The following is a 21,485-nucleotide window of genomic DNA, read 5'->3' on the forward strand; positions in this document are numbered from 1 at the left end:
ACTTACCTTCTCAGCAGAATGACCGGGCCGTCGTCCATAGCCGGGTCAAACCGCCGCCTGGCGCCGTCGGCTACATCTGGGCTTTCGCCAGCCTGACCGCCTCGCCCGGTGCCCGCGTCCACTATGACCGCCGAAACAACACGGTGATCGACATTCAGCCGCACTGCGCAATCTCTACAACCGCTTCCTCGGCTGTCGGTTCGGGATCCGTCCTCGCCGCCGCGGTGGGCGCCGGCTTCGACTGGCACTTCGCCCCCACCCACCCGGCGCCCTCCCGGCGGGAGGGCGAGCGCACGGTCGGCGTGGCGGACGTGGAGCGACTCCACACCGTACGGGCCGAGTTCATCGCCCTCGATCGGTCCCATGGCGGCGGCCACGCTTTCACCTGGCTCGTCGACCATCTCGACGGGCTGTAACGACCATCGGCTCTGTCCTTTGTCTTGCTGGGAGCGGGAATCGCGCTGAGATCAGGTTAGGCTATATGCCTGCCCTATGTGGGAATGGCCCGCCCGGGTTCCCGGCCAGGGGTATTAGAGTTGCCCAGTAAACTCAAAAGACGCAAAAAGACTGCCTCGCTATCCGATTCGTGACCCCTATCAAGGCTTTTGAGTTGGGCGCTAGAACTGGTTACACGATCCGGATAATAGAGTTCTAGCGCCAGACAAGTGCGACAATCACTCAGTATACAGAAGGGGAAAAGTGGGATTACCTCCCCTTGCTGGGTAAGCATGTAGAGACTATTGTCAGCAAGAGGTTTATCAGTCTGGAATTTTATTGGCTCAAAATCCGGATGGTCTCCCATCAGGAGAAGCCCTGAAACCTGATATTTGTCCGTTTCCGGCTGCCAGCTCAGCCTATCTGCATGAACCCACTTCACTCTTGCAAGAAAGGCGCTGGATGCAAGTGCGCTAAATAGCAGCGGCTCTAGTTCTACTAGGCTCTTCTCGATTTCCGCGCGAGTGCGAGGACCAGCTCCGTGCCTTATCCTATTCCGTAGAGCCACAAGCGCACCAAGATCTGCGATAAGGCCCTTCCCCCTCTTCTTTGCGGCCGTAGCTTCAACAAGGCCTGCTGCCTCATCGCCGCTTTCCCTGGCATCTGCCCCTACTGCCCTGGTCACTCCAACCCAGTGACCCAGCGAAACTCCTCCCTGTTTAACAGCTTCAGCCCAATTAGCGATCTCGGCGAGATCTTGTCGCTTCCTGTACACTGCAAGGGCTAGGGAAAAGATCCCCAAGGAAAGAATTAACGCCTCGGCGCATTGAATTGCAGCCTCGTGTTTGTCGGCCGGAGTTTGGCTGTGCTGGAACTTTCGGACGGCGCGTGAAGTTGCGTATGGATACGTCTCCTGGAAAGCACGATATGGCTCAGTTTGCTTACGCAAGCTCTGAGCAATCAGAGAGCTTAGATCGGCCGCCTGTTCGAGTCGGATACGCCGCTCGTTCTTGGTGCTGTTTTCGAAGACTCCTATCCGGGATTCATTAAGTATATGTTGAATTCGATTTGCCTGATCGACTCCTTCCTTAAGTCTAGAAACGGCTACACGAACTGATTCGAAGTCGCCATCACACGCCGGGATCACCACGCCCTCCAGGTCGCGCCTCTTTACGCGCGGGATTATCCCATAGCGCGGAAAGAGTTGCTCTGCTTGAGGAGTAGATAGATACGTGGCCAAATATTCTGCAGGGATGATATTGCGAGTTATTCTGATTATCAGAACTCCCTGTCCGGCCTGAACTCCTTCGTACTCGCTTGGAAGCACAGTCCAGTGACGTGTACTCGCGAGATCTCGACCAACTATGTCTCCCTCTCGGAGTCGATATCGAGGCTCTCGCGTGCTCGTCCGAAGTGGAAGTTCGTCCACATTCGGCAACGGAGATGTCAAAAGGGAGGGATGGAGGACTCTCTGCTCTTTCTCGAGGTTAGTGGGGTTTGCGGCTCTATCAAGTTCTGTTGCTGGTACCCATCCAGCGAGGATCTCGGCGAAGTCACCAAGTCGCCAACCCTCGACGCGTGCCGTCTTGGTCCCCCCGCCGATCTCGCGGTAGCGGTTAAGACTGAGGTCATACTCCTGGGCGACTATCTCTTCCTTTGGCACGCAGAAGCTCGGCTCTGTGCGCTTACGCTTCCGCTCGCTGTCGTTCCTGTGTGGCCAGCGAGCCAGAACGTCGGGCAGGTTGTTCCTGGCATGCTCGGCCTCACGTAGAGCGCCATCTGGGCGTGGGCCAGTCTTGCCTTCTGCCAGCAGCGGCGTGCGCTTGTCGTCGAGGCTGTAGCCCTCGGCAGTGACCTCATAGAACCAAACGCTGTCCGTACCCCCGCTGTTAGTTTTGGTGAAGAACAGAACCGAGGTAGAGACACCCGCGTACGGTCTGAAGACGCCACTCGGCAGCTTGACCACCGCATCGAGCTTATGGTCCTCCACCAGGATCCGGCGGAGTTCCCTGTGCGCCCCCGTTGACCCGAAAAGAACTCCCTCTGGCACGATCACAGCCGCGCGTCCACCCGGTTTGAGGAGCCGGAGGACCAGCGCGAGGAAGAGTAGCTCGGTCTTCTTTGTCTTGAGAATCCGCTGCAGATCTTTAGCAGTAGTCTCATAGTCAAGGCTGCCGGCGAATGGCGGATTTGCGAGGATCATCGAGTAGCGCTCCGCTTCATCGGCCGCGCTTTGAGCCAGGGAGTCGCGGTAGCGGATGTCGGGGCGCTCGACGTCGTGCAGCAGCATGTTCATACTGGCGATTCGAAGCATGGTGTTGTCGAAGTCGAAACCGTGGATCATACTCCGGTTGAAATGCTGCCGGTTTGTGAGCTCGAGCAGCTCGTGCCGATGAGTGCGAGCCACGTATTCCGCTGCCGCCACCAGAAACCCAGCCGTACCACAAGCAGGGTCGCAGATCTCGTCCTTCGGTGATGGCTCCATCATCTCGACGATCAGCTGGATGATGTGCCGGGGAGTGCGGAACTGCCCGTTCTGCCCAGCACTTGCAATCTTGCTGAGCATGTACTCATACAGGTCACCGTCGGTGTCCTGTTCACTCATGGGAAGGTCATCGAGCATGTCGACGACCTTGGTCAACAAGTTCGCGGTGGGGATGGTAAACCGGGCGCTCGTCATGTGATGGGCATAGACGGTGTCAACCCTTGCCAGAGATCGCAGCCACGGGAAGACGTCGTCCTGGACAACGGTGAGCATGGAGTCCGGATGCAGTTCCTTGAACCGAGACCACCGCAGATCGTTCGTCTCCGCTGTGTATATCGCGTTCTCGATTGGCTGGCCCGTGCGGGTGGCCTTGCGCTCCTTCGCCGTCTGGATGTCCTCCAGTCGTCGGATGAACATCAGGTAAGTGATCTGCTCGATTACCTCCAGCGGGTTGGAGACCCCACCCGACCAGAAGGCACTCCACAACCTATCGACCTTGCTCTTGAGCTCAGCTGAAACCACACAGCAGAAGCTACCGGATTGAGGCGATCTTCGAGCCGCTTCTTGTTTGTCAGTTTGGTTAGGGTTCTGGTCGATTCGCCTTCCATCTCCCCGTTCGGGCGTCATCGAGCGTCATGGCCATCCCTTGGTACGTCAGGTACGGCTCACGGTTGAACCGCGGTGCTGTCGAGGCGTCCATCCGAGACGGCGACTCGCTTCGGAAGTATGGATCAAGCAGCGCCCTGCCTGCGTCGGCAGGAAGCTCGGTGGCAGCCACCTCCTCCACCACCGCAACGATTCCAGCCAGTATGATCAAGCCCAACCGTGATGTACTCGAGAAACCTTGGTGCTTGCAAGCCGCCATCTCGGCGAGCGTGGGACATGCGCGGGATGATCATACGAAGGACGAGTACTGCGTTGGGGTGTTTAGGCAGGTCAACCCAAGTAAGCAGGAAGTTTCGCCTGCGCTCTCCTTCTACAGCGGTGCTGTGCAGTCCGCCAGCATGCTTCGATCCAGTTCGTGGTCACCTTGCGAGCAGGCAGACGATCACATCAGTCAACACCTACAGCTTCAGAAGAAGGTCTACTACGCTCTATTCATGGCCTACATAGTTACTCTCGGATCTGGCGAGCTTGGTTCCATACGCACCAAGTTGAGGGTAGAGCAGCGCTTGACGAAGGCCCTTCCGAAAGGAACTAAGCAGGACGGTTCGGTCATCGGCTCACGGATGGTCCTGGTGTTGAGTCAAGACAACTCCGAGAGGGCAGGCGGTCACCCGCTTCGACATCTTGCATGGCTTGGCGTAGTTGCCCGGCACAATACTGTGGGGGCCGTTGACAAAAGCATCACGGTCGATCCGCTTCGAGAGTGCATGGAAGCCATCAAGTTCAACGGAGCCGACGGGCTACTCAGCCGACTCCCGAGTACGCTGCGCGAGCAATTCGAACAAGCCGCTGTCCTCGGGACAGTCGGCGAATGCAGCGATGCCGTATGGAAGGCGGTCGACGCTGCCCTTCGGCAAGACTATCCCGAGCTAGTAGGCCTGCTCGACTGGTTGACAGCCCAAGCTGATCCCCCTGTCCTGGACAGCCGTGACCCAGCGGACCGTGCGTGGCAAGAACAACAGGACGCCACACGGACTCTCTTGCGAATCGCGGAATTTCCACACTATGCCTTGGCAGCGTGGCAGCGCCCTCTGTCGCGGGATGCACCATACCTAGCTGGGCTCATAGCGCAACCTGTAGAGCACAGCTTGATCGATCACGATGTACGCGCCGCCGGCGATGCTTTTGGATTACTTAGCGAATGGCAGCACGGCAACGAACTCAGGTGCGACATCCACGTACTGCAGGACGCGGATGGGCGGCGACTAGAGGTGACCAACGTCAACGCCACTCCAGTCGAAACCCGACTTGGGACCGACATGATCTACTTCCACGAGCCAACCCTGAGCTTCGTGCTCGTTCAGTACAAGCGTCTCAATCCACTCACAAAGTCCATCTACGTGGATAAGCGTTTGATGAGTCAGATCGATCGGCTGGAGAAGGTTGCACGGCTGAGCCGTCCCCCTACGCTGCCTAGCGAATGGCGGATGGGAAGCGACCCCTGTTTCCTTAAGCTCGCTCATTGGCCTGAGGACATCCAAAAGCAACCGGTTGAGGGACTCGTTCCCGGCATGTATCTGCCGATATCTTATGTTCGACTACTCTTGCAGGATGACTGCACACGCGGCGCTCAGGCCAGCAGTGAAGCACGACTTCTCGGCTACAAGCAGGTAGAGCGCTACCTAGTGAATACGCAGTTCATCGAGCTGATCAAGCATGGGCTAGCCGGCACGGTCGGCACTACCCCAGAGCATCTGCGGTCTCTCGTACGGGACCGCATTCAAGCAGGTCATAGCGTTGTTGTGGCCACGGAAAGTAGTCCAGAATCGGTGAGTGCTCGCCAGAAACGTGCACACAAACGCGGATCCAAGGCCAAGCGCTATGCGCACAAGACATACAGTCAAGACACGCTTTTTTGACCTGACTCGATTCAGTGACCGCCGGGCAGACGGCAGTGGCCGTGTCGAAATTCCGACTAGCACTTAGAATGGTTCGTTAGGCGGGCATTGGCTGGGCAAGGATGAAGCACTCTGCAATTGTCTCGTGCTCCTCACTCCATATTTCATGTGGGTAGTCTGTGGTACTCAGGCTGAGCACGGGCAAGGCGGCGAAGCGAGTGGCACTCACCTATAGCAGCGCGTAGGGTCCCCGGCCGGGCCGGGCGACGGACCCGATTGATGGGCCCCTTGGGGTGACATTCTCGTGATCACACAGAAGTGGGTCAAGGAAGGCAGTGCCGATGACATCGCGGGCATGGCTGGTTCGACTCGGTGAAGCCGGGCAGCGGGAAAGCATTGCCCTACACGAAGGGCTAGCAATGCTGGGTTGGCCGGAGCTGGGCGACCTCGGTGCCTGCGAGAGCCGGATGAACATGGCGATACTGGTCGGGGCGACCTACCCCCGCGAGGGAAAGGCAACGCTGTCCAACTGGACGGGGCAGCTGTGGCGGTTCCTCCAAGAAATCCGCGAGGGCGACCTCATCGTGTGCCCACTGAAGACACGGCCAACTGTCGCCCTGGGACGGGTGACTGGACCCTATTGCTACAAAAGCGACGCAGAGCCCGGTTTCCGCCATGTACGACCCGTGGAATGGCTACGTACGGACATCGCCAAGAGCGACATCGAGCAGGACCTGCGCAACAGCATGAGTTCCCTTCTGACGATCTGCGCCCTTAGCCGCTTCGGCGCCCCCCGACGCATCACCCATCTAATCGAACATGGTGTCGACCCCGGTCCTACGCCAGACGAGATGGTCATGCTGGCAGGCTTCGCCACCCCTCACGAGCTGCTCGACGGAGTGATCTCCAAGAGCACTGGCAAACCGATCCGGCTCACCATCCGCGAGTTTCTCAAACGCTGGGGAGTCACTCGCCGAACCTCAGCATCTGTGGCCCGCATCGAGGCAGATCTAGTTGCCAAAGGCGTGACTACGCGGCCGTCCTTCACCGAGGGCTGGTTCGACAACGTCATTGAGCTCCTTCCCGTCGGCGAAGAACCGGACAGCACCGAGACGATTCCCAGCCCGTCGTTGGAACCCGACGTTGAGGACGCCTCGGACCTGCCCGCAATCACCCTGCGCGTCGGCGTCCTGGAGTCTGCGAATAAGGGCGTGGCCTCTGTCCGCCTGGAGGACGAGCTCAAGATTGCCCATACCAAGATGCTGAGCGGCAAGTATTCACAGCTTGCCGTGATCGATGAGAATGGGATACTGCGTGGCGCTCTAAGCTGGGAGTCCATCGGCAAAGCGTCTATGCGAGGCCAGAAACTCCACACTGTCTCCGACGCGGTGGACCGGACCACCGGCTTGGTCGACCATCACGAAGACCTGCTGAGCCAAGTGAGCGAGATCTACGACAAGGGCTTTGTCTTCGTCTGCGACTCCGACAAAAGAGTAACTGGCATCATTACCGCAGCCGATTTAACACAACAGTTCGGTAATCTGGCCCGGCCCTTCGTCCTCGTGGAGGAGGCCGAGCGACGACTGAGAAGGCGAGCTGACGAGGTCTTCACCGTCGACGAACTCCGGCAGGCCGCGCCAAGGCACATGGCCGCCCGGGTCAGCTCGGCGAACGACCTAATGCTGGGGGCATACAAGCATCTGCTCGCCTCCTCCGCACGCTGGAATCGGCTGGAATGGCCGCTCGATCATGCGCTCTTCCTTGAGCTGCTGGAGCTCATCCGGGCGGTTCGCAACGAGCTGATGCACTTCGCTCCCGACCCGTTGGACGAGGAGACCCTCTCGAAAGTGGAGGGCTTCATCGAGATGCTCCGCATCGTAGATCCACGGCCTTGACAGGCGGACTCTCAGCCGCGTTATAGGCACGGTTAAGGGTCAGGCCTGCCCTTGATCCGGTCGGCATGTCCGGGATATGCATGGGATGATTTTGCATGGCCCAGGCATGCTGTTTTCCCAGCTCATGAGGCCTGAACTGGCCAAGGAAGCTCCACTCTCCTACAGCGGGTGGAGATCTACTGGGGCCGCGACGATCGCTAACTTCGGGCCCGAAGTTCGGGGTCGCGGCATGGGATAACGTGCTGGTCGTGGGTGCATACCTATTGATCCTCGGTGAGCGCGAGGCTGTCGCGTGGGTACTGCGTGAGTCGCGGATGGCCTTCCCACGGACCAATCGCAGCGAGGTGAACCGGCTTAAGGTCGGAGACGATCTCTTCGTCATTACCACCCGAGGGTGCTGGCACAACCCAACCCGCGACCGCACACGGGTCATCGGCACAGCCGTGGTCGCCTCAGAGGTCGTGCCTTACGAGAAGCCTGTCGCCATCGCGGGCCGTGACTTCACTCGCGGCTGCGATATCACCGTGATGGCGCTCGCGCCCTATCTCATGGGTCTCGACCTGGCGCCTCTCGTTCCACGGCTCGACGCCTTCCCCAGCAAGAACACCTGGTCCATCCACCTCCGGCGCCCCCTGCTCGAAATCAGCACCTCGGACGCCACCCTGCTCGCGCAGGAACTCGAGGGTGTAGCCCGCGAGCCCTCTGCGGTCATCCCGATCTATCTGTCCTCCATTCGTCCGGTACGGCGTACACCCGCTTGAAGCCCTTGCGTAACCATCTCGGCAGTGTGGGACATGAGCGGGATGATCTTGTAAGTTGCATGTGCCGAGGGACCTGTTTACGCAGGTCCAGGCGCTAGGACTCGCAGTGTCGCCTCCGCTCTCCTAAAGCGGGTGCCGCAGGTTCGAATCCTGCCGGGGGCACTCTCTGATGTCTCAGGACATCGGAAACCCTCGAACCTACGGGTTCGGGGGTTTCGTCTTGTTAGGGTTCGCTTGAGGACGGCAGTCGCGGGTGGGGTCGATGGTCAGCTCGCGCAGGAGTTCTCCGGTAGATGGCGGCCGGCTCATTCCGTACGGCGTCCGCGTCGACGTCGCCCTCGAACCGGAACGCCTCCTGCGGCGGTATTCCGATCGCGATCGCCCGCGTACCGGCCGCGGGGGTCATGCCCGTGGCCTCCGGCAGGGCCGCCGCGGCTGAGGGGAGGTGGCCCAGACCGGGGATGGCCGCGGGTAACCAGCGGCGAGTCAGGCCGTCGCCCGCTTTGACGCCCAGGTCAAGCCACCAAGCCGGTTCGTCGTATTCGAAGTACGCGGCGGCGGGTCCCTTTCCGAAAACGGCGGCCATCGCGTCCATGAGGCCGCCTACTCCGGTGTTCTGCCCGCATTCGGTCAGGACCAGCAGCGCTGCCAGCGCCACGCTGACTTTTCGCATGGGCGCGAGCGTTGCGGCGTGCTCGGATCTCGTTGGTGGATCGCCGCGATCCAGCCGCCGGCCTCAGCCTCCCCAGATCAGCGTTTGCGCTTGTTGCGGCGGCCTCGGGCTCCCCTCGGCCGGGTGGGAACGAGGCGGAGGGGATGGCGGGCGCGCTTGCGGAGCGGCTCGGCCACCAGCTCGCGCAGCTCCCGCAATCCGACGACATCGGGGTGCCCGGAGGCCAGGACCGCCTCCACGAGCTCGTACGCGTCCCCGCCCCCCATCCTCCTGAGCTGCTCGGCAAGCCCCCCGGGCCCGGCGAGTTCCAGCACCGACAGGAAGTTCTCGGCCACTATCAGCAGGTTCTCCCGCTCACTCAACGACTCGGGGCTCATCTGCCCGGCGTCGACGAGCTGCATCCACACGGCGGGACCGAGGACCGGGTCGTGACGCAGGTCGTGCAGGAGCCGCCTCCCGGGAAGGGCGTCGGCCAGAACGCGGAGCATCGCCGCCACCCGCGTACGGAACGGGCAGTCCCGCACGGCCTGCAGCAACATCTCGACGTCCTGCCCCGGCCGGGCCAGCCACCCCTGGAGCTCCGCGAAGGCGTCCTCCGGCGGAAAGTGCTGGGCGAGCACCCCCAGCAGCTCGGCCGGCGGGGCGGTGGCCAGCTCGCCGATGAGGGGAACGTCGCGGCCTTCGGCGAGGAGGCGGGCGCGGACGCCGCGCACGCCGAGCGGGGTGAGGCGGACCAGCGGGAGGTCGGGCTCGGCGAGGGCGGTGCGCAGGCGTTCGACCGCGTCCGGCGGCAACGGCTGGTCGTCGTGGTCGAGGTCGCTGGCGTAGAGGGGGGCGGCGGGGCCGCGGGTGATCTCCACGGCCCCGAGGTCGGACAGGACCTCGAACATGCGTCCCAGGTCCTGGGCAACCTCGCGGCGCCACAGATCACGCCGGTCCTCCTTCTCCTGGCCGAGAACGAAGTACTCCTGGCAGGCCAGCCACACCGTCTCTTCGAGCCGGACCACCGGCATCTCGTCCAGCCCATACATGGAGTTGAGCACGTCCGGCAGGATCTCGTGGAACATCGCGGCCAGGAGGGGCGCGGGCCGCCACGTCGCGACGGGAGTGGTGACCACCCGGCCCAGCTCCGGCAGCACCTCGAACGCGCGCTTCCACAGCGCCTCCGGGTCGCGCAGCAGGGGTGCGGCCTTGGCCACGCTGAAGAGCCGGCCTTTGCTGGTACGGATCAGGCGCAGCTTCCTGGCCCAGGCCAGCAGCAGGTTGAGCTGGGGCAGATCGGCGGCGCTGCGGACGCGCAGCCGGTCCTCACCGGTGCCCAGCAGGGCCGACACCTCGAGGGCGTCGGCGACGCGGAGGTGGCCCGCGTCGGTGAGGGCGCGGCCCTCCTTGCCTGCCCACCCGGCCAGGGTGATGAGGCGCTGCACGGTCCGGCTGCGCGCGGCGGCCTCCGCCAGCTCGGACGCGGGGGGCAGGGAGACGGGCAGTGGGGGGAAGTCGCGTTCCTCGCCGATGCCGCCGTTCACGAGGCGGTTCTGGATGATCTTGTCGAGCACCTGTTCGTCGTATGGAACGCGACCGGCGTCAAGATCGCGCTTGAAGCGCTCGAACGCCCCGGGAACCGTGAGATCGACGCCCTGGCCGAGAGCCGTGTGCGCCCAGAACGTCGCCACCCCCCGCAGCGTGGGATCGTCGAGCGCGGCCGCGTACTCCGCCCGCGCCCCGTCGATGATCTCCTCCGCCTCCGCGAGCGCGGCACCGCGCGGGTCGCGAAGGCCCGTGGCGTCGAGATAGCGCAGGTACGTGCGCAGCACCTCCGGGGCCAGGTCGAGCTCCTCCCGCGGGGCCGTCACCGCGTACGGCACGTACCGCAGCAGGAAGAACCTGATGCGCGCACCGTCCCAGTACGCCAGCCGGCCGTCGCGGCTCTCGTGCCGCGCGTCCACGGCGGCGGAGAGCAGCAGGTCGTCCACCGGATGCCCGTGCTCCGCCGCCCAGGTGACACACCGCCGGATCAGCAGGTCCTTGGCGGCCTCGAACTCCTCGGCCTCTGCGGGCTCAAACCAGCTACGCACCGTCCAAGCCTCCCATCTCCACAGATTCATCGTCTCACTGTCAGTCGGAGTTCCCAGCGGCCCGGGCGGTGGACGTGACCGGTGGACGGAGACGGGCGGCCACAAAAGACCTCGACTTCGTGTGCGACCTTTGTGCCACCCGCATTGACACCTGAACGTCGACGCACGGCCAGTCGCGTTCCGGGAGAATTCCGGGCAGCACCACAAAAAACGCGATCTACGGAATCGGGGCAGATGACACCTTGATCGACGTACGCTCGCCATAGCATTCGCGCAGGGGGCTCGAAACATCAAACCGGAGGCTTGATCACGCATGCCATATACCTCCATATATCAGGTGATCGATGAGGCAGTACGCCGCCCTTCGCCCCTGTCCAGGGAAAGCGGACGGCCGGTTTTGGTGTTCACGGGCGATGCGAAACTGGCCGAGGAGGCGGTCGAAAAGGCGAGGTACTTCGACCGGCGAGCGCCGCATGCGGAGATCGATGCGGGAGCCACCGGCTTTTCTGACGTCACGGCGATCGTGGAGCGGCTGACGGGCGTTGACGGTCTCCTGGCGCGCTGGGTCAGGGGCACGCTGCTCCCGCCACCCCGCTTCCCGCTGACCCGGTTCGTCCTTTGGGCTTGGGGCGAACGCGACATCCACGTTCCCGGAGCCGGAAATCCGCCCAACCCCGTGGTCGTGCGCAACGCCTACCAGCAATCTCTGTCCGAATGGCGGAAGAAGGAGGCGTTCACGGGACCGGCGCTGCGGCGCTGGGCCGACTACGTGGGCAGGACCATGACCACCTGGCTGCCAGCCTCCGGACTGGCCGCGTTCGGGCTGCAGACTCTCATGGACCGCGTCAGCCTGGTGCTCTGGTTAGTCAGCCCGGTCGTGGCGGTCATCTGCGCCTTGCTGCACGCCGCACTGTTGATCCGTGGCCTGATCTTCTATCGCTGGTTTCGCAAGGCCCCCTTTCTGACGCGCAAGAGGGGCGAAGACCTCATCGATTATGCGATGCGCTTCGCCGCCCCGGGGCGGGACGAGGCCGAGCGGCAGGAGGAGGTCGAAAGACTGATGGTCACCGCGCTGCTCGAGGACCTCCGCCAGGCTTACCGGCGTCGCGTGATTCCGTGGCCCGGCTGGGGCCGCCACACCTATCCCGTGGTCAGGATCAAGAACGCCGACCCCGGCAGCGCGGGCCGTCGCTTCGTGGAACTGGTCGACGAGGTCAGGGTCAGCACGGGACAGCGAGGCCCTCTGCTACTGGTCGTCTCCACGTCGCAGCCGCCGACCGGGCATCGCGCCGAACTCGACACCAGCGGCACGGCGGGTCCGGTCGAGCTCTACCGCAGGTGGCAGGAGACCATGCGCAGGATCAGGCCGAGCTCGTACCTCGTGATCAATCTGGAGCAGGACGACGCCCAACCGAGTACCGACAGAGAGGCGAGGTTGTTCCCCGTTCGCCCCTTGGCCTTCTGGGCAGTGGTGCTGCTCCTGGTAGGCGCGCCGATAACCGCGACCTTGGCGGCCACCGTGGGTTGCGGTACCGAGCTGCACAGGGTGGCCGGGCAGTGCGTGGGCCTGGGGCCACTGGACAAGATGGCACCGCATCGGCTCGTGAAGCCGGCGGCGGACCAGATAGAGGTGCAGAACGGCCAGATTCCGTTCGGTTCCAAGGTGTTCACGATCGCCTACCTCGGCCCGCTGACGACGCAGCCTAGCGCGACTTTCAAGGACGGCCAGATGACGGCGGTGGCGGGCGAGCTGGCCGGGATCGGCGCGTATCAGGGCAGTTTCAACAAGAGCAAGTCCGACTGGAAGATGAAGGTCGTGTTCGCCAACACCGGCCAGGACTTTCTCAGCGCCGAGCTCGCGGCCACCAGCATCGGGGAACGTGCGCTGGAGGACCCGTCGCTGACGGCCGCCGTGGGGTTCGCCTGGAGCCGCGAGGAGGTCAAAAAGGCGGTGGAGGCGCTGACGAAGGCGAACGTTCCGATGGTCAGCACCGTCTCCACGGTCGACGAGATCGCGAATGTGGCGGCGGGCCGGCGGTCGGCCTACCTGTTCCGGCTGGCCGTCGTGGACAGCCTGCAGATGAAGGCCACGGTCCACTGGCTTGACACACTCGAGCTCGCTCCGGGGGCGGGCTTGAGGCCCAAAGTGGCCGTCGTCTGGCAGCAGCAGGAAGGTGAGCTCTATAGCCGGGACCTCAAGGATCTGTTTTTGAAGGAGTACGGAGGGGAGAAGACGGAGCACGGTTTCGCCGATGACGCCTCACTGGATGCCGCGGTGAAGGACGCCTGCACGTCGGGCGCGAAGGTGATCTACTACACGGGCAGGGCCGACTTCCTGAGCAGCCTCAAGCGCGCGTGGGGCACCTCATGCGAAACACAGAAGATCAAACTGCTCGCCTCGGACGATGTCACCGGTTCCGTCGCCAACGACGTGCGATCCAACTCCGGCACCCACGATGTGAGCATGTCCTTCGTGTCACTGACTGACGTCCGTGACACTTCTCTCAACCAGGGCCAGAAGACCGTGCAGCAATGGGCGGCTGCAAAATCGCTCGGCATCTCCGTCGCCCACGCCGCCTTCGGCTATGACGCGGCCCAGGCCGTCGGAATCGCGCTCAACGCCTACCGTACACAGAGCGGTACCGGCGACATCCGCAGCGGCGTGCACTACAACCTGCGCGGCCAGGAGTTCGACGGCGCAACCGGCAAGGTCTTCTTCTCCGCTCACGCCAGCGACCACGACGCCCAGAACCGCGAGGTATGGCTCACGACGGTCGAGTCGGGCAAGACGTTCCAGGCGATATTGGTTTGCCGGCCCACTGCTGAAGCAGCCAACTGCGGACCGGCCGGGTCGTGACGCGCGTGCGCAGATTCTCAGGACGCCTCGCGCCGCCGATCCTGCTCGGCATGACGGCGATGAGCCGCGGCCTGCGGCTCGCCGACGACAAGCCCTGCCTGACCGTGCTCGACTTCGTCGGCCACCAGCACAAACAGTTCCGCTTCGACCGCCGCTAGCGACCGTTGATCTTCTTGTTCGCGTCGTAGCCGCGGCTGTCGCGGCTGACCCTGTCGGCGCCTTTTTCGAAGACACCCGCATCTGACGAGCGGTGGCGGGGGTTCAGCTCGCGGCGCGGTCGCCGAGCGGGCGGCGGCGCAGTGCGGGGTCGGTCAGCGGCGCGGGGCTCCAGAGACCGACAGGGTGGTAGACGTTGGTGCCGGGCGGCACGAGCGCGTCGATCCGGTCGAGTACGGTGTCGTCGAGCACCAGTGAGGCGCCCTTCAGCAAGCCCTCCAGCTGCTCCATCGTGCGCGGGCCGAGGATGACCGAGGTGACCGCCGGGTGTGACGCGACGAAGGCGACAGCCAGCTCCGGCAGGGTGCAGCCGAGCTCGTCCGCCAGTTTCACCAGCTCCTCGACGATCTCCAACTTGGCCGCGTTGACCGGGATGGACGGGTCGAACCGTTCTGGCGCGAGCGCGGCGCGGCCCTCTGACATGTCGGCCTGCTGCCCCTTGCGGTAACGGCCGGTCAGGAACCCCCAGCCCAGCGGGCTGTAGGTGAGCACGCCCATGCCGAGCCGCTGCGCCGTGGGAAGGACGTCGCCCTCGATGCCGCGGGCCAGGATGTTGTACGGCGGCTGCTCGGTGCGGAACCGGTACAGGCCGCGCTGCCGGGCCACGTGGTAGGCCTCAACCGTCTCGTGCGCAGGGAAGGCCGAGCTGCCGAAGGCGCGGATCTTGCCCTGCCGTACCAGATCGGTCAGTGCGGAGAGGGTCTCTTCGATGTCGGTCCGGTGGTCGGGGCGGTGGATCTGGTAGAGGTCGATCCAGTCGGTGCGCAGCCGCTTGAGACTCGCCTCGACCTCGCGCAGGATCCAACGCCGCGAGTTGCCGCTTCGGTTGGGCCCCTCCCCCATCTGGAAGTGCACCTTGGTCGACAGCACCACCTCGTCTCGCCGGCCCTGCAGCGCCTTGCCCACGATCTCCTCGGACTCGCCCGCCGAGTACATGTCGGCGGTGTCCACGAAGTTGATCCCGTGGTCGAGGGCGGTGTGGATGATGCGGATGCTGTCATCGTGGTCGGGGTTACCGGCCGAGCCGAACATCATGGTGCCGAGGCAGTGGGTGCTGACCTCGATACCGGTGCCGCCGAGGATGCGATATCTCATGGTTCGGAACCGTAGAATCTAGAGCCGACTCTAGGTCAAACTGGGCCACATGTCGGGTTTGAGCATCGGCCAGGTCGCCGAACGCACCGGGCTCAGCGTGCACACACTCCGGTTCTACGAGCGGGAGGGGCTGCTGACCCAGCCGGTACGGCGGGGAACCGCAGGACACCGGGTCTACAACCAGGATGACGTCGACTGGCTCGGCGTGTGCATCCGGCTACGGGCCTCCGGCATGCCCCTGACCGACATCCGCCGCTACACCGAACTCGTCAGAGCGGGCCAAGGCAACGAGGCGGAACGGCTGGAGGTCTTGCGCGGACATCGGGAACGAGTGCTCGCCCAGATGCACGAACTCGACGAGTGCCTCAAGCTGATCACCCACAAGGTGGCCATCTACGAGGGCCGCCTGGGTTTGCGGGAACACGTCCCAGACTGTGCGCCCTGAGCCTCTTGGGGGCAAGCAGACCCGCGTAGGCCCCAACCGTATCCCGTCGACGCTCACGGCACATTCCATCAACCTACTAAATGCTCCCCTTACCCCTGCAGGCGGTAATCCCAGTTGAGCCGGCCGGCGCGCAGGTCGTCGGCGAGTCCGCGCACATAGTCCAGCTCGGCCGCGACCACGCACCGCTGGTACTCGGACTCCACCATGAAGACCCGCTCCAGAAACGCCGCGGCCTCTCGCATCTCCGCGTCCAGCGCGGAGATGCGCCCCTCAAGGGCGGTGACGCGGGCGCGTAGCGCGGCCTCGACCTCGTCCGGCGGGAGCACGAGCATGAACGCGAGCGCGGCGGGGAACTCGGGGAACTCGCGCGCCGGCACGGACAGCATGGTCCGCATCCATTCCCGCAGAGTTTCCCGGCCCGCCTCCGTTGACTCGTAGACGGTCCGTTCCGGGCGGTTCTCCTCGCGCGACGTCTCCCGTACGGCGATGAGCCCGGCCCGAAGCAGGCGGTCGATGGTCTGGTACACGCTGTTCCGCTGCGCGACGTTGACCACGTCGTCCTTGTGCCGTTCCTTGATCATCTGCTGCATCCGGTACGCGTGCATCGGCTCTTCGCAGACCAGGGTGAGCAGCGCCATGGCCAGAGGGGACCGCCTCGTCGACATACCGAACATCGTATCGGGGTAGCAAGAAGTAGTTATATTATGTATATTCAAGCCATGACTAAGGCATTGATCGTTGGTGGAGGCATCGCGGGCCCGGTCACGGCCATGGCGCTGCGGCAGGCGGGCATCGACAGCGACGTCTTCGAGGCGTACGACCGGAAATCGGATGGCGTCGGCGCGTTCCTCACTCTCGCGTCCAACGGGCTCGCGGCCCTCCGCGTCCTCGGCCTGGACGAGCTGGTCGGCGGGCTCGGCATGGACTCCTCGCGCATGCGCATGCTCAACGGGCGTGGCAAAGAGCTCGCCACCTTCACCCAGCCCGGCCGCACGCTGAAGCGTGCCGACCTCTACCAGGCGCTCCGCGACGAGGCCGTACGGCGCGGCGTGCGCATCCACTACGGCAAGCGGCTCGACGACGCTCTGATCGACCGGGATGGCGTCCGCGCGGTCTTCTCCGACGGGAGCACGGCCGAGGGCGATCTACTCATCGGCGCCGACGGGCTGCGCTCGCGCACCCGCGCGATCATCGATCCCGGCGCGCCGCGCGCCCGGCACGTCGGACTGCTGAACACGGGCGGTTTCGCGCGCGGCGTCACCGTGCCGGGAGAGCCGGGGACCAACCACTTCATCTTCGGCAAGAAGTGCTTCTTCGGATATCTCGTCCACCCGGACGGCGAGGTGTGGTGGTTCGCCAACCCGCCGAGCCGCAGGGAGCCGACCCGGGAGGAGCTCGCGGCGATCACTCCGACGCAGTGGCGGGCCCGGCTGACGTCGCTGTTCCGTGACGACGTCGGTCCGATGCTCGACATCATCGGCGCCACCGAGCACATCATCAGCGGCTGGAACACCTACGACTTCCCGACGGTGCCGACGTGGTTCAACGAGCGCATGGTGATCGTCGGCGACGCCGCGCACGCGACCTCGCCATCATCCGGACAGGGCGCGTCCATGGCCATGGAGGACGCGGTGGTGCTGGCCAAATGCCTGCGCGACGTTCCCGGCCTCCCCGGCGCGTTCGCCGCCTTCGAGGGGTTGCGCCGGGAGCGGGTCGAGCGCATCGTCGCCCAGGGCAAGCGCAACGGGAGCGGCAAGGCGCCAGGTGTTCTCGGCGCGTTCGCCCGCGACCTGGTGCTGCCGACGATCATGCGCAAGCTGGCCGAGAAGAACGCGCTGGCCTGGATGCACGACTACCGGATCGAGTGGGACGACCACATCCTCACCCCGTCTCGCTGACACGGCGACAGGACGGTCAGCGAGCTTGGGGCCGGGGGCGGTTCCACCAGAGGGAGAGGGACAGGGCCGCGGTGATGAGGATGGCTCCGCCTGCGGCGAAAAAGGCGGCTGTGTCGACCTGCTGGCGAACGACGGTGAAGCTGCTGGGGAGTGCGTCGAGGGCGCTTTGGAGTTGGTCAGCGTTCTCGGCGCGGTGGTAGGAGCCGCCGGTGGTCTGGGCTATCCGCTTGAGCGCGGGCTCGTCGAGGGTGCGGGGGTTGCGGCCGCCGTCGAATCTGCCACGGCCGCCGAAGCCGCCGCCCCAGCCGCCGAAGCCGTCGAACTGGGAGTTTTCGCAGACCATCGGGGCCGGGTTCGTGGTGCCGAAGCCGATGGTGAAGACGCGGACGCGGCGCAGGGCCGCCTCCTGGGCGGCGGTCTGCGGGTCGACGCCCTGGGTGTTGGCGCCGTCGGTGAGCACGATGATCGCGGCACCGGCGTGGCCTTCGCCGCCGCCGGGGTCGGCCCCGGTGGGAGCGACCGACGGGTCAACCTCCGCGATCGCGTCGATCGAGGTGAGCATGGCCTGACCGATCGCGGTGCCGCGGGCCACGCTGAGATTGTCCAGCGCCTCGATCAGCGAGTCGGTGTCGTCTGTGGGAGGGACGAGCAGACCCGCGCTGCCCGCGAAGGTGACCAGGCCGATGCGCGGCCCGCCCCGCTGCGACTCGATGAACTCCACGGCGGCCTTCTTCGCGGTGGTGAGGCGGTTGGGGTCGACGTCCGTGGAGCACATGGAGCCTGAGGTGTCGAGCGCGAGCAGGATGGTCGTCGACGTCATCGGCACCGGCACCGATGCCTGCGGTCGCGCGGCCCCGACCACGAGCAGCGCGAGCCCGGCGATGAACAGCGCCGGGGGAATCTTCCGCGTCCAGCGCGTACGGCCGGGGAGGGCGCTGCGTACCAACGCGATCGAGGTGACGCGCACGGCGGCCCGCCGGCGGCGGCGCCGGGCCCACCAGCGGACGGCGAAGATCAGCGGGATGATCAGGGCTGTCAGCAGCGCCCATGGCCATGAGAACGTCATTCAGATCACCCGTCCTGACCGGAGCACGGTGAGCGCCGCTCCCGCGGTGAGCAGCGCGAGGGCGAGCCCGATCAGCCCGCCGGCGAGGGGCAGCGGCTCGTCGGAGACGGTGAGCCGCAGGTCGATCGTGTCGGCGATCCCGTCGAGCCGCGCAGTGTCGGAGGCGGGGTGGTAGGCGCCGCCGGTGGTCTGCGCGATCAAGGTGAGGGTGTCCTCCTCGAGCGAGGTCTGCAGGTGGTAGCCGTCGACCTTCACCGTCGCCCCGGCCGTGGTGCCGACCCCGACGGTGTGGATGTGGATGCCTCCCCGCTGGGCCACGGTGGCGGCCCGTTCGACGTCGGGGCCCCGGTTCTGGCCGTCGGAGAACATCACGATCGTCGCCGACGGCCAGTAGCCGATGTCGGGCGCGGTGCCGTCGCGGCCGATGGCCACCTGTTTGCCGGTGATCGCCGACAGCGAGGCCGTGATGGCCGTCTCCAGCGAGGTGCCGCCGGTGGTCTTCAGCCGGTCGATGGCCTTGAGCGCGACGGAGTGGTCGGCGTCGGGCCGTGCGGTGGTGAGCGCGCCCCCCTCGAACGCGACGACTCCGATGTCGACGCTGTCGGGCTGCGCCGCCACGAACGCGCGGGCCGCTCGCTGCGCGGCCGCCAGCCGGGTGGGCTCGACGTCGTCGGCGCCCATGCTGTTGGAGACGTCGATGGCGAGGATGACGGTGCCCGCGGTCCGCGGGACCGGTACCGTGGCCGCCGGTCCGGCGCTGGCGATCGCGAGCACCCCGACGCCGGCGATCGTCAGACCGATGCCGAGGTACGCGCGGCGGACGCCCGGCATGGCGACCCCGGCCGCGGCGAGCGCTGCCGTCCGACGGCGTGCCGAGACGACGGTGGCCCAGGCGAGCGCCGCCGTGACGAGCAGTCCGACGGCCAGCAGCAGCGGGGAGGACAGGGTCATGAGGCCTCCTTCGCCGACCTCGGCAAGCTCGGTCATGAAGCCTCCTTCGCCAACCTCATGACCAAGGTGGTTATGGCCTCGGCTGACTCGGTCAGAGCCTTCTCCGCCGTCCTCAGGCCTCCGCCGATGGGTTCGGTCATATTGACCGGTCCCGGGTTCGGGCGACGACCTCGACGAGTGCCTCGGCCAGGTCGCGGTCGGTGTCGATGCGGTGGACGGGCACCCCGGCCCGGCGCATGCCCGCCGTGAGCCGGGCATCGCGGGCGTCGACGGCCTCGCGAAAGCGGACGCGTAGCAGCGGGTCGGCGGAGTCGACGACGAGTTGCTCGCCGGTCTCGGCGTCCTCGACCACAATCAGCCCGGCTTCGGGCAGCGCGTCGTCGGCGGTGTCCACGATCCGCAGGGCGACGACCTCGTGCCGCCGGGCCAGGCGCTGGAGCGAGCGTTCCCAGTCGCCGTCGCCGATGAAGTCCGACAGCACGACGACGAGCGCGCGGCGGCGCGCGAGCCGTCCGGCCGCTTCGAGCATCTCCGCCAGGTCGGTGGTGGTACCGCCCCGCGCCCCGGCAGTACGTCCCGAGGTATGTCCCGAGGCGCGACCGGAGGTGCGACCGGAGGTGCGACCGGCATCACGACCGGCATCACGACCGAGATCACGGCCGACATCGCGACCGGAGGTGCGTTCCAGTTCGGCGCCGATCCGCAGGGCGTGCCGCCGGGAGGTGCCGGGCGGCACGACGCGCAGCATTCCGGTGTCGAACAGCAGCGCGCCGACGCGGTTGCCGCTCCGGCCGAACAGCCGGGCGAGGACGAGCGCGAGCTCGGCGAGCACGTCGTGCTTGCCGCGCCCCGGCCGGCCCGCCAGCATCGACGCCGACCGGTCGAGTACGAGCCACACCGTCAGCTCGCGGTCCTCGGTGAACAGGCGCAGGTGCGGCTCGTCCAGCCGGGCGGTCACGTTCCAGTCGATGTGCCGGGCGTCGTCGCCGTCCCCGTACGCGCGTAAACCGGTGAAGTCGATCCCGGAGCCGCGGTGCGCGGTGCGATGGGCGCCCTGGAGCCGGCCGTCGAGCCGGCGGACGACCTTCCACTCCAGGCGGAGCAGGAGCCTCTCGGGGGCGGTGGCCATGGCAGGTCAGCGGTTCTGCAGGACGACGTCGGGCGCCCGGACGGCCCCGAGCACCCTGGTGATGATCGTGTCGGCGTCGACGTCGTCGGCGAGGGCCTCGTAGGACAGCACGAGGCGGTGGCGCAGCACGTCGAGCGCGAGCTCGGCCAGGTCGTGCGGCAGGACGTAGTCGCGGCCGCGCAGGAACGCCAGCGACCGGGCGCCGGTGACGAGCGCGATGGACGCCCGCGGGCTCGCCCCGTAGGTGACGTACCGTTCCAGCTCGCCGAGCCCGGCCGTCGCGGGGGAACGTGTCACGGAGACCAGCCGCACCGCGTAGTCGACGATCGCCGGATCGACGTACACCTGCTGGGCGTGGGCCCGCATCGCGATCAGGTCCTCGGAGGTCATCATCGGCTGCGGCGGCTCGGGCGGACGCAGCGCCCGGTTGACGATCGCCTGCTCTTCGGCCTGCGTCGGATAGTCGACGACCACCTTCATCATGAAACGGTCGACCTGCGCCTCGGGCAGCGGGTAGGTGCCCTCCGACTCGATCGGGTTCTCCGTCGCCATGACCAGGAACGGCTCGGGCACCTTGAACGTCTCACGGCCGATCGTCACCTGGTGCTCCTGCATCACCTCCAGCAGGGCGCTCTGCACCTTGGCGGGGGCGCGGTTGATCTCGTCGGCCAGCAGCAGGTTCGCGAACACCGGGCCGAGCTCGGTACGGAACTCCCCAGAGTGCTGGTGGTAGACCCGCGTGCCCACGAGGTCGGCGGGCACCAGGTCAGGGGTGAACTGGACGCGCTGGAAACTCCCGGCGATCGCGGCGGCCAGCGACCTCACCGCGAGCGTCTTGGCCAGGCCCGGCACGCCCTCCACCAGCAGGTGACCGTCGGCGATCAGCGCGACGGCCATGCGCTCCAGCAGGACGTCCTGCCCGACGATCGTGCGTTTGACCTCGAACAGCACCTGTTCGAGCGGATGGGCCGACTCGGGGGACTTCGTCGAGGTCATGGGG

Annotated in this window: 17 protein-coding genes and 1 tRNA gene; 9 read left to right on the forward strand and 9 right to left on the reverse strand. The window is 65.5% G+C overall.

What is annotated here, in order from left to right; translation table 11 throughout:
* The first annotated feature begins 224 nt into the window (after positions 1-224).
* Positions 225-416 (forward strand): hypothetical protein, encoded by a 192-nt coding sequence (locus tag AC5L3X_RS29465; protein WP_494861249.1) that lies wholly within the window; start codon positions 225-227, stop codon positions 414-416.
* A gap of 74 nt (positions 417-490) precedes the next feature.
* Here the strand turns inward: AC5L3X_RS29465 and AC5L3X_RS29470 are convergent, their stop codons facing one another.
* Positions 491-3,442, reverse strand: a complete 2,952-nt coding sequence (locus tag AC5L3X_RS29470; RefSeq protein WP_494861251.1) for a type I restriction-modification system subunit M — start codon at positions 3,440-3,442, stop codon at positions 491-493.
* Positions 3,443-3,687: 245 nt separating this feature from the next.
* Between AC5L3X_RS29470 and AC5L3X_RS29475 the strand changes: the two genes are divergently transcribed.
* From AC5L3X_RS29475 to AC5L3X_RS29490, 4 genes are all read left to right on the forward strand, one after another.
* The gene (locus AC5L3X_RS29475; protein ID WP_494861253.1) at positions 3,688-5,445 is read left to right on the forward strand and encodes a hypothetical protein; all 1,758 of its coding nucleotides are present in this window, start codon (positions 3,688-3,690) and stop codon (positions 5,443-5,445) included.
* A gap of 320 nt (positions 5,446-5,765) precedes the next feature.
* Positions 5,766-7,319 (forward strand): CBS domain-containing anti-phage protein, encoded by a 1,554-nt coding sequence (locus AC5L3X_RS29480; protein ID WP_494861254.1) that lies wholly within the window; start codon positions 5,766-5,768, stop codon positions 7,317-7,319.
* 248 nt (positions 7,320-7,567) lie between these two features.
* The gene (locus tag AC5L3X_RS29485; protein ID WP_494861256.1) at positions 7,568-8,080 is read left to right on the forward strand and encodes a hypothetical protein; all 513 of its coding nucleotides are present in this window, start codon (positions 7,568-7,570) and stop codon (positions 8,078-8,080) included.
* Positions 8,081-8,143: 63 nt separating this feature from the next.
* Positions 8,144-8,242, forward strand: a tRNA-Arg gene (locus AC5L3X_RS29490).
* Between the two features lie 61 nt (positions 8,243-8,303).
* Here AC5L3X_RS29490 and AC5L3X_RS29495 read toward each other — a convergent pair.
* Both AC5L3X_RS29495 and AC5L3X_RS29500 read right to left on the reverse strand, forming a co-directional pair.
* Positions 8,304-8,753, reverse strand: coding sequence for a hypothetical protein (locus tag AC5L3X_RS29495; protein ID WP_494861258.1), 450 nt, complete (start codon positions 8,751-8,753; stop codon positions 8,304-8,306).
* Positions 8,754-8,830: 77 nt separating this feature from the next.
* Positions 8,831-10,828, reverse strand: a complete 1,998-nt coding sequence (locus AC5L3X_RS29500) for a hypothetical protein (RefSeq protein WP_494861260.1) — start codon at positions 10,826-10,828, stop codon at positions 8,831-8,833.
* Between the two features lie 337 nt (positions 10,829-11,165).
* Here AC5L3X_RS29500 and AC5L3X_RS29505 point away from each other — a divergent pair, with 337 nt between their 5' ends.
* Together AC5L3X_RS29505 and AC5L3X_RS29510 are read left to right on the forward strand one after the other, a co-directional pair.
* Positions 11,166-13,685, forward strand: a complete 2,520-nt coding sequence (locus AC5L3X_RS29505; RefSeq protein ID WP_494861261.1) for an ABC transporter substrate-binding protein — start codon at positions 11,166-11,168, stop codon at positions 13,683-13,685.
* Positions 13,686-13,690: 5 nt separating this feature from the next.
* Positions 13,691-13,843, forward strand: a complete 153-nt coding sequence (locus AC5L3X_RS29510; RefSeq protein ID WP_494861263.1) for a hypothetical protein — start codon at positions 13,691-13,693, stop codon at positions 13,841-13,843.
* 103 nt (positions 13,844-13,946) lie between these two features.
* Here AC5L3X_RS29510 and AC5L3X_RS29515 read toward each other — a convergent pair whose 3' ends face one another.
* Positions 13,947-14,996 carry an aldo/keto reductase gene (locus tag AC5L3X_RS29515; protein ID WP_494861265.1) on the reverse strand — a complete coding sequence of 350 codons (1,050 nt, stop codon included), beginning with the start codon at positions 14,994-14,996 and terminating at the stop codon, positions 13,947-13,949.
* A 49-nt stretch (positions 14,997-15,045) separates the two neighbouring features.
* Here AC5L3X_RS29515 and AC5L3X_RS29520 point away from each other — a divergent pair, with 49 nt between their 5' ends.
* The gene (locus tag AC5L3X_RS29520) at positions 15,046-15,441 is read left to right on the forward strand and encodes a MerR family transcriptional regulator (RefSeq protein ID WP_494861267.1); all 396 of its coding nucleotides are present in this window, start codon (positions 15,046-15,048) and stop codon (positions 15,439-15,441) included.
* Positions 15,442-15,530: 89 nt separating this feature from the next.
* Here the strand turns inward: AC5L3X_RS29520 and AC5L3X_RS29525 are convergent, their stop codons facing one another.
* Complete coding sequence (locus AC5L3X_RS29525) at positions 15,531-16,106, reverse strand: PadR family transcriptional regulator (RefSeq protein ID WP_494861269.1); 576 nt, start codon at positions 16,104-16,106, stop codon at positions 15,531-15,533.
* A gap of 54 nt (positions 16,107-16,160) precedes the next feature.
* Between AC5L3X_RS29525 and AC5L3X_RS29530 the strand changes: the two genes are divergently transcribed.
* Positions 16,161-17,339, forward strand: a complete 1,179-nt coding sequence (locus AC5L3X_RS29530) for an FAD-dependent oxidoreductase (RefSeq protein WP_494861271.1) — start codon at positions 16,161-16,163, stop codon at positions 17,337-17,339.
* A gap of 16 nt (positions 17,340-17,355) precedes the next feature.
* Here AC5L3X_RS29530 and AC5L3X_RS29535 read toward each other — a convergent pair whose 3' ends face one another.
* From AC5L3X_RS29535 to AC5L3X_RS29550, 4 genes are all read right to left on the reverse strand, one after another.
* A complete protein-coding gene (locus AC5L3X_RS29535) occupies positions 17,356-18,405 on the reverse strand; it encodes a VWA domain-containing protein (protein WP_494861273.1) in 1,050 nt (349 codons plus the stop codon).
* Positions 18,406-19,392, reverse strand: a complete 987-nt coding sequence (locus AC5L3X_RS29540) for a VWA domain-containing protein (RefSeq protein ID WP_494861274.1) — start codon at positions 19,390-19,392, stop codon at positions 18,406-18,408. It abuts the gene before it with no gap.
* A gap of 100 nt (positions 19,393-19,492) precedes the next feature.
* Positions 19,493-20,485, reverse strand: coding sequence for a DUF58 domain-containing protein (locus AC5L3X_RS29545; protein WP_494861276.1), 993 nt, complete (start codon positions 20,483-20,485; stop codon positions 19,493-19,495).
* A 6-nt stretch (positions 20,486-20,491) separates the two neighbouring features.
* Positions 20,492-21,481, reverse strand: coding sequence for an AAA family ATPase (locus AC5L3X_RS29550; protein ID WP_494861278.1), 990 nt, complete (start codon positions 21,479-21,481; stop codon positions 20,492-20,494).
* Positions 21,482-21,485: the final 4 nt, after the last annotated feature.

The organism is Nonomuraea sp. CX421, assembly GCF_059358955.1.

What these genes read in the sequence shown, in the direction of transcription:
- AC5L3X_RS29480 (WP_494861254.1), top strand. Translation starts at nt 5,766, where the DNA reads ATGACATCGCGGGCATGGCTGGTTCGACTCGGTGAAGCCGGGCAGCGG.
- AC5L3X_RS29495 (WP_494861258.1), bottom strand. Translation starts at nt 8,753, where the DNA reads ATGCGAAAAGTCAGCGTGGCGCTGGCAGCGCTGCTGGTCCTGACCGAA.
- AC5L3X_RS29515 (WP_494861265.1), bottom strand. Translation starts at nt 14,996, where the DNA reads ATGAGATATCGCATCCTCGGCGGCACCGGTATCGAGGTCAGCACCCAC.
- AC5L3X_RS29520 (WP_494861267.1), top strand. Translation starts at nt 15,046, where the DNA reads ATGTCGGGTTTGAGCATCGGCCAGGTCGCCGAACGCACCGGGCTCAGC.
- AC5L3X_RS29525 (WP_494861269.1), bottom strand. Translation starts at nt 16,106, where the DNA reads ATGTCGACGAGGCGGTCCCCTCTGGCCATGGCGCTGCTCACCCTGGTC.
- AC5L3X_RS29530 (WP_494861271.1), top strand. Translation starts at nt 16,161, where the DNA reads ATGACTAAGGCATTGATCGTTGGTGGAGGCATCGCGGGCCCGGTCACG.
- AC5L3X_RS29535 (WP_494861273.1), bottom strand. Translation starts at nt 18,405, where the DNA reads ATGACGTTCTCATGGCCATGGGCGCTGCTGACAGCCCTGATCATCCCG.
- AC5L3X_RS29540 (WP_494861274.1), bottom strand. Translation starts at nt 19,392, where the DNA reads ATGACCGAGCTTGCCGAGGTCGGCGAAGGAGGCCTCATGACCCTGTCC.
- AC5L3X_RS29545 (WP_494861276.1), bottom strand. Translation starts at nt 20,485, where the DNA reads ATGGCCACCGCCCCCGAGAGGCTCCTGCTCCGCCTGGAGTGGAAGGTC.
- AC5L3X_RS29550 (WP_494861278.1), bottom strand. Translation starts at nt 21,481, where the DNA reads ATGACCTCGACGAAGTCCCCCGAGTCGGCCCATCCGCTCGAACAGGTG.